Genomic DNA, 13,390 nt, shown 5'->3' on the forward strand with positions numbered 1-13,390 from the left:
CAGGGCCAAGTCGGCATCCAGATCGCCGGCTAGGTCAGGTGGACCATCGAACAGGAAGGTCCGCCATGAAGATCGTGCTGATCAACCCGCCGCACACCGCCATCGGCAGCCGCGTGCCGGACGACCATCTGCCGCCGCTCGGCCTTTTGGCGCTCGGCGGTCCGCTGCTCGATGCCGGTCATCAGGTCCGCCTCGTCGATGCCGAGTTCGGGCCGATGCCGCTTCCCGCGCTCGTCGAGGATGCCCTGGGCGACGGTCCCGACTCCATCCTGATCGGCCATTCAGGCTCCACCTCGGCGCATCCGACCGCGCTGCAAATCGCGCGCATGGTCAAGGGCCGCGCGCCGGCGACGCTGGTGATCTATGGCGGCGTCTTCCCGACCTATCACTGGCGCGACATACTGGCCGGAACGGAAGCCTTCGACTTCATCGTGCGCGGCGAGGGCGAGGCGACCATCGTGTCGCTGATCGAGGCGCTGGACCGGCGGCGGCCGCTCGCCGATGTGGCCGGCATCGCCTATCGCGACGATCTCGGCCGTCCCTTCGCCACCCGTTCGGCAGGCACCATCGCCACGCTCGATGATTATCGCGTCGGCTGGGAGTTGATCGACCACCGCCGCTACAGCTACTGGGGCGGCAAGCGCGCCGTGGTCATGCAGTTCTCCCGAGGCTGTCCGCATCTATGCAACTATTGCGGCCAGCGCGGCTTCTGGACCCGCTGGCGCCATCGCGACCCCAAGAACTTCGCGCGTGAGATCGCCTGGCTGCACCGCGAGCAAGGCGTCGATCTGATCAATCTCGCCGACGAGAACCCGACCTCGTCGAAGAAGGCCTGGCGCGCCTTTCTCGACGCCATGATCGCTGAAGACGTGCCGGTGCTGATCGTCGGCTCGACCCGCGCCGACGACATCGTGCGCGACGCCGATATCCTGCATCTCTACCGCAAGGCCGGCGTCATCCGCTGGCTGCTCGGCATGGAGAACACCGACGAGGAGACGCTGTCATTGATCCGCAAGGGTGGCAGCACGGCTTCAGACCGCGAAGCGATCCGCCTGCTGCGTCAGCATGGCATATTGTCGATGGCGACCTGGGTGGCCGGCTTCGAGGACGAGGGCTTCCGCGACCTCTGGCGCGGCTTCCGCCAGTTGATCGCCTACGATCCCGACCAGATCCAGGCGCTCTATGTCACGCCGCACCGCTGGACGCCTTTCTTCCGCATCGCCAAGGATCGGACGGTGATCCAGAGCGACGTCCGGCTGTGGGACTACAAGCACCAGGTGCTGAGGATGACGCGGCTAAAACCCTGGATGCTGTTCTTCAGCGTCAAGCTGATCGAGCTTGCCGTGCAGTCACGGCCGAAGGCGCTGGCCCGCATCCTCTTCCACCGCGATCCCGAGCAGCGCCATTCGATGCGCTGGTACACGAAGATGGGCCGCCGCGTCTGGTTTTGCGAAGTCTGGGGTTTTCTGGCCCGCGACCGCCGCGTGACGGACGGGCCGACGCTGGCCGAATTCTGGGGCGCACCGCAAGACGCCGAGGAAGAATCGATGGTGGTCATGCGGCCGCCGCGCAAGCCGGCCGAAGCGACCGTTGCAATCTCACCCGGCGCCTGAGGGGTCCTTGCCATTTACAGACATACGTAACGTATGCGTATTGACATACGCAACGTATGCACCCATCTCAGGCATACGGGGCGTATGTGAATTGTCCCGGACCATGGAACGCAGGCCCCCAATCGCCAGGAGATTTGGTCTGCCACATCTGAATGGAATGACAATGAGCAAACGTGACGCAATCTTCCCTGCCGGCAGGCAGGCCCTTTATGAAATCAATCGCTATTCGGCGGCGATCCGCTCGGGCGACCTTCTGTTCGTCTCGGGCCAGGTCGGCAGCCGTGAGGACGGCTCGCCCGAACCGGTCTTCGAAAAGCAGGTCCAACTGGCCTTCGACAACCTCGCAGCTGTGCTGAAAGCCGCCGGCGGCACGTTCGACGATATTGTCGACGTCACCACCTTCCACACCGATCCTGCAGCGCAGTGGGCGGCGATCGATGCCGTTCGGTTGAAAGTGTTTGGCGAACCGCCTTACACCAACTGGACTGCAGTCGGCGTCAATTGGCTGGCCGGCTTTGATTTCGAAATAAAGGTCATCGCCCGCCTGCCTCAACCCGCCTGACAGAACAGCCACGCTGATCGGCAGGCCGCTTCATGGCACGATCAGCGTGCCGGCGCCGTGTTCGGTGAACAGCTCAAGCAGCACCGAATGCGGCGTCTTGCCGTTGAGGATGACGACGCCTTCGACGCCGCGCTCGATCGCCTCGATGCAGGTCTCGACCTTGGGGATCATGCCGCCCGACACCGTGCCGTCCCTGATCAGCGCTTTGGCCTCGGAAACCGTCAGCTCGTCGATCAGCGTCTTGTTCCTATCGAGCACGCCGGGCACGTCGGTTAGGAACAAGAGCCGCGAGGCCTTGCAGGCGCCGGCGATCGCGCCGGCGAAAGTATCGGCATTGATGTTGTAGGTGTGGCCGTCGCGGCCGGGCGCCACCGGGGCCAGCACCGGGATCATTTCGGAGCGCGCGAGCAGGTCGAGCAGCGTGCGGTCGACCTCGACCGGCTCGCCGACGAAGCCGAGATCGAGCACCCGCTCGATGTTGGAGTCCGGGTCGATCATGGTCTTGCGCGCCTTTTCGGCGAACACCATGTTGCCGTCCTTGCCGCACAGCCCGATCGCCCATTCGCCCTCGGCGTTGATCAGCGCCACGATCTCCTTGTTGATCGAGCCGGCCAGCACCATCTCGACGATCTCGACCGTCTTCTGGTCGGTGACGCGCAAGCCGCCTTCGAACTTGGATTCGATGCCCATCTTGTTGAGCATGGCGCCGATCTGCGGTCCGCCGCCATGCACCACGATCGGATTGACGCCGGACTGTTTCAACAGCGCGATGTCGCGAGCGAAGGCCTTGCCGAGCTCGCTGTCGCCCATAGCGTGGCCGCCATATTTCACCACGACGGTCTTGTTCTCGTAGCGCTGCATGTAGGGCAGCGCCCGCGAAAGCAGCGCGGCCTGCATTTCGGCGGTGGCGGCGATGTCCGTCATCGGTCTTGTTCCCAAGTGGCAAGGATGGCGCGCGTCTTAGCGGGAATTGGTTCGGGTCGCAAACGGCTTTGCTGTCACAATTTATGAAATTAGCCGGGCACCTTCAGCGGCGCCCGCCGCTTCTGCCAGCCCGAGATCTTCTCCATCTGCGCGGCGAAGGACAAAAGCGTCTCCTCGTCGCCCGGGCGCCCCGCCGCCTGGATGCCGAGCGGCAGGCCGGCCTCGGTGACATGCACCGGCAGCGCGATCGACGGCTGGCCGGTGACATTCTGGATCGCCGGCCAGTGGGTGAACCAGAGGCTCTTGTCCATCAGCTGCCCGAGGAACGATTTGATCCTGAGCAGCCTGGTCAAATGCAGCTTGTCCAGCAGGTTCTCGATCAACTCGTCGGCGCCCTTCGGATCCATGGCGCCGCAGGCCAGCGGCGGGTGCGCGATGATCGGCATCAGCACGGCGTCGTACGGCGCCGTCTCGGCGATCAGCCGGCGCGACGTGGCATTGAGCCGCTGCAGGATCTCATAGAGTTCGCCGGCCGGGATGATATCGCCGAAGCGGGCAAGCACGCGCGTGGCCCGCTCGACGTCGCCGAGAACGCTGCGGCCGACGCGCAGCGCCTCGGCGCGTATCGTGCCGGCCACCGCCGAGGTCACCGTCTTGCAGAAATCGGCCATGAAATCGCGCCCGATATAGGGGAGGTCGATCTCTTCGACCGTATGGCCGCCCTCGCGGGCCAGCGCGATCGCCGTGTCCAGCGCTCTCAGCGTCTCGGCCGAAATCGGCAGGCCGAGCGGCGACTTGCGGTAGACGGCGAGCCTGAGTTTGCCGGGATCGCGCGCCGCCGCCGCGGCGAAGCTGCCTTTCGGCGCCGGCGCGCCATAGGGCGACAGCGGATCCGGCCCATGCGTCAGGTCGAGCAACAGCGCCGAATCCCTGACCGATCGGGCGACCGCGTGGTCGACGACCATGCCGAACCAGCTTTCGCTGGTGAGCGGCGTCAGCGGCACGCGGCCGCGCGAGGTCTTCAGGCCCACCAGCCCGCTGCAGGCCGAAGGCACCCGGATCGAGCCGCCGCCATCGGAGGCATGTGCCGCCGGCACCACGCCGGCAGCCACCAGTGCCGCCGCGCCCCCCGACGAGCCGCCGGTTGTGTGGCCGGTATTCCACGGATTGCGGGTGATGCCGAAAGCCGCCGATTCCGTCATCAGCCTGAGCCCATGCTCGGGCGAGGTGCTGGTGGCGATCGGGATCAGGCCGGCGGCGAGATGGCGCTCGACCATCACCGAATTGTAGTCGGCCGTGAAAGCCGGGATGCGGCTGCCGCCATGGATCGGCACGCCCTTCAGGCCGATGCCGAGGTCCTTCAGCGCGAAGGGCACGCCGGCGAGCGGCAATTTGCGGTCGACATTTTTGGCACGCGACCTCGCCGCATCATAGAGCGGCTCGGCGATGGCATTGATGTCGGGGCGCGTCGCCTCGGCGCGCGCGATTGCCGCGTCGACAAGCTCCTGCGGCGAGAGCTCACCCTTCTGGACAAGGCCGGCCAGGCCGGTCGCATCCTCTTCCCACAGCACCCGTTCGACCGACATCGCCGCTGTCCTCCGCCGGCCCGGAGGCTAGCGGCAGCCGATTTGCTTGGCAACGGCGCGCGAACCCATCGTCAGCAAAGATCATCGCAAGCTTTGAGGGGGACAGTATTGCCTGCGCCGTTGCAAATGTATGGCAATCCTCTAATTTGCCGCCATGGCGCCGCAGGATATCAGCCAGCTGATCGTCCGGACTTCAATGAAGGACCGGGCAGCGTTTGATCTGCTCTACCGGCAGACCAGCGCGAAACTTTTCGGCGTCTGCCTTCGTGTATTGAAGGACAGGGGAGATGCGGAAGAAGCGCTTCAGGAGGTCTTCGTCAAAATCTGGACGAAGGCGGATCGTTTCGCGGTCTCCGATCTAAGCCCGATTTCCTGGCTGGTGGCCATTGCGCGCAATCATGCGATCGATCGCATCCGGGCGCGGCGAGAGCCTGCCGCCTACATCGATGCCGCGCTCGACGTGGCCGATCCGGCGCCGGGACCGGAGGCCATGGCCGTGGCGGGCGGTGAATCCGTGCGCATCTACCATTGCCTCGATGAGTTGGAGAAAGACCGGGCGGCGGCCGTCCGGGGCGCCTATCTGAACGGCGAAAGCTATGCCGAGCTGGCGGAGCGCCATGGCGTGCCGCTGAACACGATGCGGACCTGGCTGCGGCGCAGCCTGTTGAAACTCAGGGAATGCCTGGAAAGATGACGCTGGCAGAGGAAAACGGACCGGAACGTGGAGGCGACGACCTGTTCGCCGCCGAATACGTTCTTGGCGTCCTGGCCGCGGACGAACGCCAGATCGCGTCCCGCCGCATCGAGGGAGACGCCGCTTTCGCGCGCCTTGTCGACCGCTGGGAGGTTCACCTTTCGCCGATGGCCGCTGCCTTTCCGGAGACCGAGCCTCCGATCAGGGTCAAGGAGGCGATCGATCGCCGGCTGTTCGCGCAGGAATCGCGCCCTGGCCTCTGGTCGAGCCTCGCCTTCTGGCGCGGCCTCGCCGCCGCGGCGGTCGCAGCCCTAGCGATCGCCATTGCCTTGCCCTACGTCAATCCGCCGGTGGTCGAGCCGCAGGCGCGGCTGGTCGCCTCGCTGGCCGCCGACGGCAGCGACGTCAAATATCTCGTCGTCTACGACGCGGCGCGGCGCGATGTCGGCCTCTCCCTTGTCTCCGGCCAGCGCGCCGCCGGCAAGGATTTCGAGTTGTGGATGATCGAAGGCAAGAACGCGCCGGTCTCGATGGGCGTCATCCCCGCCGGCCAGACCACGCATATGGTGGTCACCCCGGCCGTCGAGCAGAAGCTCGCGCAAGGCGCCGTGCTCGCGGTCAGCGTCGAGCCTGTCGGGGGCTCGCCGACCGGCCAGCCGACCGGGCCGGTTGTCGCTGCGGGCGACCTGAAGGGCATCTAGTCTCTTCGAGGGTCGAGCGCCATGCCTGAAAGAATAATCGAAATCTATCCTGCGTCAGGTTGAAGCGAGAAAAGTTTCTTTCCGACTGCGCGCTCGTCAACGCAATTTCGCCGCGCGCAAGGTCAGATAAAATTTTTTGAGAGCCCGACGAAACTCCTAAAAGTCTACCCCGTATCTCCTGGTGTTCCCAAAGACGGGCAACGATATCCAGAGGAGATAGAAATCATGCGTAAATTCGCCACCCTTTTGCTCGCCGGTACTATTGGTCTTTCCGCGCTCGGTGCCGCCGCCTATGCCGCCAATCCGATGGTCGGCGGCGCGCCGATGTATGCCAAGAAGAACATCATCGAGAATGCCGTCAATTCGAAGGACCACACCACGCTGGTCGCTGCCGTCAAGGCCGCCGGCCTGGTCGACACGCTGCAGGGCGCCGGCCCGTTCACCGTCTTCGCGCCGACCAACGAGGCCTTCGCCGCGCTGCCCGCCGGCACGGTCGAGACGCTGCTCAAGCCCGAGAACAAGGACAAGCTCACCAAGATCCTGACCTGCCACGTCATCGCCGCCAAGGCGATGGCCGCCGACGTCGCCAAGATGGCCAAGGCCGATGGCGGCGCGCATAAGGTCAAGACCGCCGGCGGCTGCGAACTGACGCTCAAGGCCGACAAGGGCAAGGTCACCGTGACCGACGAGAACGGCAATGTCGCCAATGTCACCATCGCCGACGTCCGGCAGTCGAATGGTGTCATCCACGTCATCGACAAGGTGCTGCTGCCGAAGATGTAACAAAGACGCCGCTGCCAGCGAAGACATGGCAAAGGCCTTCCCCGGTTGCGCGGCTCCTCTCCTGTAGGCCGTGCGACTGACAGCTTGCTCCGCGCCGTCCACGTGAAGTGGAGCCGGCGCGGAGTTTTCGTTGGGAGGCGTCAACCGCTTTTGATTTTCGCTTGGCGCGAAAATCTGGCAAACCGGCATTGGAGGAATTGTCCCATGAACCGTCGCGATCTTCTCCTGAGCGGCGCCGCGGCCGCCGCGGTGCTGGCCGGCACGGCTGCCTTGCTGCGCATTGGTGGCGCGCCAGACGCCCGCGCCGCCGAGACCTTCGAAGTGACCAAGACCGACGCCGAATGGCGCGCCATCCTGTCCGACGCGGCGTATGATGTGCTGCGCAAGGAAGGCACTGAATATCCGGGCACCAGCCCGCTGCTCGACGAGCACCGCAAGGGCATCTTCGCCTGCGCAGGCTGCGACCTGCCGGTCTATCCCTCGGAGACCAAATTCGATTCCGGCACCGGTTGGCCGAGCTTCTGGCAGGAAATTCCCAAGGCCATCGGCACGACCGCGGACCGCTCGCTCGGCATGACCCGCACCGAGGTGCATTGCCGCCGCTGCGGCGGCCATCTCGGCCATGTCTTCGACGATGGTCCGGCGCCGACGGGCCTGCGCCATTGCATCAACGGCGTGGCGCTGAGCTTCAAGCCGGCCGCCGCCTGAGACGCGCTTAGTTCAGGCCGAGAAGCATGATGCTGGGCTTGGTCAGCATCAGCCAGAAGATGGCGACCACGGCGAAGAAAGCCGGAAAACCGAACGCGAACCAGACGCGGTAGAGGCGGTCGAAGCCTGGTGGCAGGCCGGTCGCTTCCGCCGCGGCGTGCCTGGCCATGTCGCGCAAGCGGATCTGGATCCAGACCACCGGAAGCCAGAACAGGCCGATGACCACATAGAGCGCCAGTGACAGCAGGATCCAGCCTTCGTTGAGCGGCCAGCCGACGACGCGCGCCAGTCCGTACCCGGTCAGCGGCTGCAGCACCACGGCAGTCGCCGTGAAGATGGTGTCGGCGATCACCACGATGCCGGCGACATGGGCGATGATGCGGGGGTCGCGGGTCCTGACGGCCATCGCCATGAAGAAGGCGATGCCGATGCCGGTGCCGAACAGCACCGTCGCGCCGAGCACATGGACAAGTCGCAGCACGTCTTCCAGCGCCATCAGCGTTCGTCCAGAATGGCAAGGGCCGTGAGCGCCAGCAGGATCGACGGCACCACTTTGACCAGGGGGCCGAGCGGATCGAGCCAGAGCGCCGGCTCCGCGAATGTAGCGGCAAGCAGGTAGGCGAGCGTCAGCACCAGCATGCCGATCAGAGCACGCCGCGCCCAGGGCCGGAAAAGCACCGCAAGCCCCAGCGCGACATCGGCAAGACACGTCACCGCCACCATCGCGTTCGCGGCGCGGCCAGGCAGGAAGTTTGCGAAATGGCTGCGCGCCGCCTCGAATGCCAGGAACGGCGCGAGGCCGGAAATGAGCCAGAACAGCGCCAGCGTGACGATGATAGGCGCTTTCAAGAGATAGAGCCGGGCGAACCATAGATCCTGCACGCCCGAAGGAGCGGCGGCGAGCGTCTCGGCCGCCGACGAAAGGCGCTGGTCTGTGCCTGGCTGCCGCCGGACCTCGACACCGCCCGCCATCACCGCCAGTGCGGTCGAGCGGAGCGGCGAGCGCCAGCCGAGCCGGCCGGCGAGATCGGCCAGCCACGTCACCGGCCGTGCGGCCATCGGCGGAACGGCAATCACAGGGGCCGGGGGCAGGCCGAGCCAGTTGCGATGCAAAAGGACTAGGTCCTTCAGCGTCAGGCCTTCATCGCCGCCGAGCGAGAGGTCCGAGCCGGAGGGCAAGACGCCGCCGATCGCGGCGCTGACCGCGCCGGCGACATCGTCGAGCGCGACCGCCGTGACCGGGCTGTCGGCGTAAGCCAGAGGGATCGCCAGCGGGAAGGCCGCCAGCGCCCTCAACAAGGCGGAGCCGCCATGCGCATTGCGGCCGAGCACCAGCGCCGGCCGCAGGATGACATGGCGCACGCCGCTTGCCGCGAGCGCCCCGTCGGCCCGCCTCTTGGTGTCGAGAAAGGGCAGGTCGCGGCCGGTTCCCCCTGTGTCCGCCGAGATCTGGACGATCAGCAATTCCCGGTCGCGCGCAGCCTCATAGAGAGCGAGCATCGCCTTTTCCTGGGTGGCCGTCAGGTCATCGGCGAGCCCGTCCTGAAGCGCGCCGGCGCAATTGACGACGGCCTGCTGGCCATCCAGTGCGGTCTGCCAGTCCACGCTCCGCGTCATGCCGGCGAGATCGGCCTTCAGCCAGCGCGCCTGCGGCATCTTCAGCGCCGCGCGCGCCGGCTCGCGTCCAAGCCCAGTGACCTGGTGGCCTTCCTCCGCAAGTCTTCTTGTGACGGCGGACCCGATGAAGCCGGTCGCGCCGAGAATCAGGATGTTCATGCCGGAACTTTAGCTGAAACCACTTCGGCCGAAACCAGTTCGGATGGCTCTCATCCAAGGCGCGATCGCCGCCGACGCCTCGCCGCCAAACGGGTGGAGTTAAAGCATGCCCCCGGAATCGTCGCCGATTCCGGGGTCATGCACGAGGGGCGCCAGGCGGGGGTTCCGGCGCGCCTCAATGGCCTCCGCCACCGCCGCCGGCCTGGTCGGCCGGCTTGCGGATGAACAGGACGAACAGGCCGAGCGTGGCGAACAGCACCGTCAGCATGTAGAACACGTCCATGAAGGACAGCAGCGATGCCTGCTGCTGGACCATGCCGGACAGCTTGGAGATCGCCGCCTTGGTGGCGTCGAGACCGGCGGTCTGCTCGAAGTTCATGGTCATGTTCTGCAGCTTCTGCTGCGCTTCGGCGCTGCCCCACTGCACATGCTCGGCGAGCCTGGCATAGTGGAAGGCGTTGCGGTCGATCAGCACCGTGTTGATGACGGCAAGGCCGACGGCGCCGCCGAGGTTGCGGGTCAGGTTGAACAGGCCAGACGCATTCTTCAGCCGCTCCGGCGGCAGCGTGCCGAGCGCGATGTTGTTGATCGGCACCATGCACAGCATCATCGAGCAGCCGCGCAGGATCTGCGGGATAAGCAGCTCGTAGAAATCCCAGTCGGCGGTCAGATGCGTCATCCACCAGGTGCCGGTGGCGAAGCCGAAGAAGCCGATCATCATCATCAGCCTGAGATCGATCTTGTTCGACAGGATGCCGGCAACGGGCGCTGTGAAGAACATCGCCAGGCCGCTGACGAACAGCGCTTCGCCGATCATCATCGAATCGTAGCCGCGGATGCGGCCGAGGAACACCGGATAGAGATAGGTGAGCCCATAGAGGCCGATGCCGACGACGAAGGAGAACAGCGAGCCGAAGGCGAAGTTGACGTTGGTGAAGGCGCGCAGGTCGACGATCGGCTCCTCGGCGGTGAAGGCGCGCCAGAAGAACAGCACCGCGCCGATGCTCATGACGGCGGCGCAGAGGAACACCGCCTGGTCCTGCAGCCAGTCGTTGTTCGGGCCTTCCTCCAGCACATATTCCATGCAGCCGAGGAAGGCGGCCATGCCGGCGAGGCCCCACCAGTCGAACTTCGAGAACAGCTTGAGGTTGGGCTTGTCGAAATCGATCAGCGTCCAGGCCGCCGTCGCCACCAGGATGCCGGGCACGACATTGATCAGGAACAGCCAGTGCCAGGACATGGCGTGGCTGATATAGCCGCCGACCGTCGGGCCGATCGTCGGCGCCAGCGTCGCCACCAGGCCGATCATCGGCGAGACGACGGCGCGGCGCGACGGCGGGAAGATGGTGAAGGCGGCAGCGAAGACGCTGGGGATCATGCCGCCGCCGATGAAGCCCTGGATGGCGCGGTAGACGATCATCTGGTCGATGTTGGTGGCGGTCGCGGCCAGCGCGCTGGCCGCGGTGAAGCCGGCGGCAGCGATTGTGAACAGGACCCGCGTCGACAGCATCCGGCTGAGGAAGCCGGACAGCGGGATCATCACCACCTCGGCGATCAGATAGGCCGTCTGCACCCACGGGATCTCGTCCGAGCTGGCGCTCAAGCCCGCCTGGATCTCGGCCAGCGAGGCCGAGACGATCTGGATGTCCAGGATCGCCATGAACATGCCGAACACCATCGCCAGGAAGGCGATGACGCGGCGAACCGGCATATGGTCGGCCGGTAGGGCGGGTGCCGCCGGCCGTGCCGGTATCGATCCTGCGGTGACGGTTGCGGTTGCCATGTCATGGCCTCCCTGCGGCAATTCCAGGAAAGGCGTGCGGGGCTTTCCGTCCGGAATTGCGTCAAAACAAATACTTGGGCTGGCTGGGCGGCCCGGCGCTCGACAAGCCGCCGGGCCGCCCCCCAAAAGTGCCTAGTTGGCAGTCGCGGCCGGCGCGGTGCGGCTGTCGGCGGCGACGATGACGCTGAGGCCGGCGCGCAGCTTGCCGGTCTTCAGGACGTCGGCCGGCACGTCGATGCGGACCGGAACGCGCTGCACCACCTTGGTGAAGTTGCCGGTGGCGTTTTCCGGCGGCAGCAGCGAGAACACCGCACCCGAAGCCGGCGCCAGCGACGACACCGTGCCTTCGAAGCTCTGGCCGTCGATCGCATCGACCGTGATGCGAACCTTCTCGCCGGCCACCAGATGGCCGAGCTGCGTCTCCTTGAAGTTGCCGACGATGTAGAGCTTGTCCATCGGCACGACGACGGCGAGCTTCTGGCCGGGGCTGACGAGGTCGCCCTGCTCGACCGAGCGGTTGCCGACGACGCCGTCATAGGGCGCCTTGAGGACGGTGAAGGACAGATCGCGCGCCGCCTTGTCGCGGCCGAGCTGCAGCGAGGCCAGCGTGCTTGCGGACTCCGCGCGCTGCGCTTCGAGCACACCGATATTGGCCTGCGCGGCGGCGATCTGCGCGTCGGCGCCGACAAGCGCCGCCTTGGCCTGGTCGAGCGCGGTTTGCGCGTCGTCGAGCTGCGCCTGCGTGCCGACATGGGTCTTGAGCAACTGCGCCGCGCGGTCCTGGGCGCGCGCCGCATTGTCGGCCGCGGCCTGGTCGGCCACCTTCGACGCCTGCGCCTGCTGCAGCGACGCTTGGGCAGCCTTGGTCTGCGCGTCGATGCGGTCGAGCGTCTTCGCCAACGTGGCGATCTGCGCCTCGGCCTGGGCAACGGCTATCTTGTAGTCGCCGTCATCGATGGTCAGCAGCGGGTCGCCGGCCTTCACCTGCTGGTTCTCGCTCACCAGGACCTTGTCGACATAGCCGGAAATCTTCGGCGACACGAACGACATGTCGGCCTGGACATAGGCGTCGTCGGTTGAGATCATGAAGCGGCCGTCGGTCCAGTAGTCGTAGCCGTACCAGCCGGCGGCGCCGAGCAGCCCAAGCCCGATGATGGGCAGAAGCAGCGAGCGCACCGAACGCTTCTTCTTGGCGGGCGCCTCGGCAGGGGTCACGGTGGCGGGCTGCGGAAGCGCTTCCGGCGCTTCGGTCGATGGTTGGACCTTGGCGTTGGGAAATGTGCGGACTTCGGCGGTGGCGGGCGCGTTCGAGGACATGATATCTCTCAGCAGGTTTATATGAGGAAATTCTGTTATACTGAACCGTTCGGTTCGATCTGGAGATTGACTTAGCGCTAAAACAGGCCCATATCAAGAGGCAATCGAACCGGTTGGTTCGAATTATTTTGCGAGGTGTGACTTTTATGGGCGAAACAGTGTCGGACCCCGGCAACGACCAGTGCGACGTGCTGGACAGCCTGCGTCGCGGCCGCCCGGCGGCCGGGCAGGATCCGGTCAAGCGCAGCCAGATCATCGAGGGCGCGCGCCGTGTCTTCATCGACAAGGGCTTCGAGGCCGCGTCGATGAACGACATCACCCGCGAGGCCGGTGTCTCCAAGGGCACCATCTATGTCTACTTCGCCAACAAGGAAGAGTTGTTCGAGGCGCTGATCGAGGAAGAGCGCGGCACCATCTTCAAGAACATGTACGAGATGCTCGATCGCGCCGGCGATCTGCGCGAGACACTGGTCAAGTTCGGCAAGGTGCTGTCGCTCAAGATCACCTCGGCCAAGGTCATCCAGGCGCAGCGCACGGTGATCGGCGCGGCAGACAGGATACCCGACATGGGCGCCCGGTTTTACGAGCGCGGCCCGAAACGCGGCCATGACAAGGTCATGGCCTTCCTCAATGCCGCCATCGAGCGCGGCCTGCTCAAGATCGACGATGTCGATCTTGCCGCCTATCAGTTCACCGAACTCTGCCTGGCCGGTATTTTCCGGCAGTGCATATTCTCCTACCGCACCAAGGCCCCCAGCCAGGAGGAGATCGACCATGTCGTCAGGTCGGGCGTCGGCATGTTCCTGAAGGCCTACGGGACCGAGAAGCTCGCGGCCGAGGAGCAGGCGGCACAGTCGGTGTGAAAACCTGAAGCGCGCGGAGCGGTTGCGAAGGTTCGCGGCGTGCCTTGACGACGCGACGCAGACAGCGTCGTAACCGGCCT

General features: G+C 65.6%; 13 protein-coding genes. 7 read left to right on the forward strand and 6 right to left on the reverse strand.

Annotated features, from left to right (window positions below; translation table 11 throughout):
* Nucleotides 1-65: 65 nt before the first annotated feature.
* Both bchE and EN857_RS26855 read left to right on the forward strand, forming a co-directional pair.
* Nucleotides 66-1,613: a magnesium-protoporphyrin IX monomethyl ester anaerobic oxidative cyclase gene (gene bchE / locus EN857_RS26850; RefSeq protein WP_135859375.1), complete on the forward strand. Its 1,548-nt coding sequence runs from the start codon at nt 66-68 to the stop codon at nt 1,611-1,613.
* A gap of 163 nt (nt 1,614-1,776) precedes the next feature.
* Nucleotides 1,777-2,175 carry a RidA family protein gene (locus EN857_RS26855; RefSeq protein ID WP_127284065.1) on the forward strand — a complete coding sequence of 133 codons (399 nt, stop codon included), beginning with the start codon at nt 1,777-1,779 and terminating at the stop codon, nt 2,173-2,175.
* A 30-nt stretch (nt 2,176-2,205) separates the two neighbouring features.
* On the opposite strand, the gene argB is transcribed toward EN857_RS26855, so the two are convergent.
* Nucleotides 2,206-3,099 (reverse strand): acetylglutamate kinase, encoded by an 894-nt coding sequence (gene argB, locus EN857_RS26860; RefSeq protein ID WP_127284064.1) that lies wholly within the window; start codon nt 3,097-3,099, stop codon nt 2,206-2,208.
* Between the two features lie 89 nt (nt 3,100-3,188).
* Nucleotides 3,189-4,685, reverse strand: a complete 1,497-nt coding sequence (locus tag EN857_RS26865; RefSeq protein ID WP_135859376.1) for an amidase — start codon at nt 4,683-4,685, stop codon at nt 3,189-3,191.
* Nucleotides 4,686-4,839: 154 nt separating this feature from the next.
* Here EN857_RS26865 and EN857_RS26870 point away from each other — a divergent pair, with 154 nt between their 5' ends.
* The 4 genes from EN857_RS26870 to msrB all read left to right on the forward strand — a co-directional run bounded on the left by EN857_RS26870 (nt 4,840) and on the right by msrB (nt 7,571).
* Nucleotides 4,840-5,379, forward strand: coding sequence for a sigma-70 family RNA polymerase sigma factor (locus EN857_RS26870; RefSeq protein WP_127284062.1), 540 nt, complete (start codon nt 4,840-4,842; stop codon nt 5,377-5,379).
* Nucleotides 5,376-6,080, forward strand: a complete 705-nt coding sequence (locus EN857_RS26875) for an anti-sigma factor (RefSeq protein ID WP_135859377.1) — start codon at nt 5,376-5,378, stop codon at nt 6,078-6,080. Before EN857_RS26870 ends, EN857_RS26875 begins: the two co-directional genes overlap by 4 nt.
* 225 nt (nt 6,081-6,305) lie before the next feature.
* The gene (locus EN857_RS26880) at nt 6,306-6,863 is read left to right on the forward strand and encodes a fasciclin domain-containing protein (RefSeq protein ID WP_135859378.1); all 558 of its coding nucleotides are present in this window, start codon (nt 6,306-6,308) and stop codon (nt 6,861-6,863) included.
* Between the two features lie 204 nt (nt 6,864-7,067).
* The gene (gene msrB, locus EN857_RS26885; protein ID WP_127284059.1) at nt 7,068-7,571 is read left to right on the forward strand and encodes a peptide-methionine (R)-S-oxide reductase MsrB; all 504 of its coding nucleotides are present in this window, start codon (nt 7,068-7,070) and stop codon (nt 7,569-7,571) included.
* A gap of 7 nt (nt 7,572-7,578) precedes the next feature.
* Here msrB and EN857_RS26890 read toward each other — a convergent pair whose 3' ends face one another.
* The 4 genes from EN857_RS26890 to EN857_RS26905 form a co-directional block, all read right to left on the reverse strand.
* Complete coding sequence (locus tag EN857_RS26890) at nt 7,579-8,067, reverse strand: DUF2269 domain-containing protein (protein ID WP_127284058.1); 489 nt, start codon at nt 8,065-8,067, stop codon at nt 7,579-7,581.
* The gene (locus EN857_RS26895) at nt 8,067-9,347 is read right to left on the reverse strand and encodes an SDR family oxidoreductase (RefSeq protein ID WP_135859379.1); all 1,281 of its coding nucleotides are present in this window, start codon (nt 9,345-9,347) and stop codon (nt 8,067-8,069) included. The genes EN857_RS26890 and EN857_RS26895 overlap by 1 nt, the downstream gene beginning before the upstream one ends.
* A 175-nt stretch (nt 9,348-9,522) precedes the next feature.
* Nucleotides 9,523-11,130 carry a DHA2 family efflux MFS transporter permease subunit gene (locus tag EN857_RS26900; RefSeq protein WP_135859380.1) on the reverse strand — a complete coding sequence of 536 codons (1,608 nt, stop codon included), beginning with the start codon at nt 11,128-11,130 and terminating at the stop codon, nt 9,523-9,525.
* 132 nt (nt 11,131-11,262) lie between these two features.
* Nucleotides 11,263-12,447 (reverse strand): HlyD family secretion protein, encoded by a 1,185-nt coding sequence (locus EN857_RS26905; protein WP_127391945.1) that lies wholly within the window; start codon nt 12,445-12,447, stop codon nt 11,263-11,265.
* Nucleotides 12,448-12,593: 146 nt separating this feature from the next.
* Here EN857_RS26905 and EN857_RS26910 point away from each other — a divergent pair, with 146 nt between their 5' ends.
* Nucleotides 12,594-13,310, forward strand: coding sequence for a TetR/AcrR family transcriptional regulator (locus tag EN857_RS26910; protein ID WP_127311063.1), 717 nt, complete (start codon nt 12,594-12,596; stop codon nt 13,308-13,310).
* Nucleotides 13,311-13,390: the final 80 nt, after the last annotated feature.

Origin of the sequence: Mesorhizobium sp. M4B.F.Ca.ET.214.01.1.1 (assembly GCF_004791545.1) — a bacterium.
GTDB classification, from domain to species: domain Bacteria; phylum Pseudomonadota; class Alphaproteobacteria; order Rhizobiales; family Rhizobiaceae; genus Mesorhizobium; species Mesorhizobium abyssinicae.

What these genes read in the sequence shown, in the direction of transcription:
- bchE (WP_135859375.1), top strand. Translation starts at nt 66, where the DNA reads ATGAAGATCGTGCTGATCAACCCGCCGCACACCGCCATCGGCAGCCGC.
- EN857_RS26855 (WP_127284065.1), top strand. Translation starts at nt 1,777, where the DNA reads ATGAGCAAACGTGACGCAATCTTCCCTGCCGGCAGGCAGGCCCTTTAT.
- argB (WP_127284064.1), bottom strand. Translation starts at nt 3,099, where the DNA reads ATGACGGACATCGCCGCCACCGCCGAAATGCAGGCCGCGCTGCTTTCG.
- EN857_RS26865 (WP_135859376.1), bottom strand. Translation starts at nt 4,685, where the DNA reads ATGTCGGTCGAACGGGTGCTGTGGGAAGAGGATGCGACCGGCCTGGCC.
- EN857_RS26870 (WP_127284062.1), top strand. Translation starts at nt 4,840, where the DNA reads ATGGCGCCGCAGGATATCAGCCAGCTGATCGTCCGGACTTCAATGAAG.
- EN857_RS26875 (WP_135859377.1), top strand. Translation starts at nt 5,376, where the DNA reads ATGACGCTGGCAGAGGAAAACGGACCGGAACGTGGAGGCGACGACCTG.
- EN857_RS26880 (WP_135859378.1), top strand. Translation starts at nt 6,306, where the DNA reads ATGCGTAAATTCGCCACCCTTTTGCTCGCCGGTACTATTGGTCTTTCC.
- msrB (WP_127284059.1), top strand. Translation starts at nt 7,068, where the DNA reads ATGAACCGTCGCGATCTTCTCCTGAGCGGCGCCGCGGCCGCCGCGGTG.
- EN857_RS26890 (WP_127284058.1), bottom strand. Translation starts at nt 8,067, where the DNA reads ATGGCGCTGGAAGACGTGCTGCGACTTGTCCATGTGCTCGGCGCGACG.
- EN857_RS26895 (WP_135859379.1), bottom strand. Translation starts at nt 9,347, where the DNA reads ATGAACATCCTGATTCTCGGCGCGACCGGCTTCATCGGGTCCGCCGTC.
- EN857_RS26900 (WP_135859380.1), bottom strand. Translation starts at nt 11,130, where the DNA reads ATGGCAACCGCAACCGTCACCGCAGGATCGATACCGGCACGGCCGGCG.
- EN857_RS26905 (WP_127391945.1), bottom strand. Translation starts at nt 12,447, where the DNA reads ATGTCCTCGAACGCGCCCGCCACCGCCGAAGTCCGCACATTTCCCAAC.
- EN857_RS26910 (WP_127311063.1), top strand. Translation starts at nt 12,594, where the DNA reads ATGGGCGAAACAGTGTCGGACCCCGGCAACGACCAGTGCGACGTGCTG.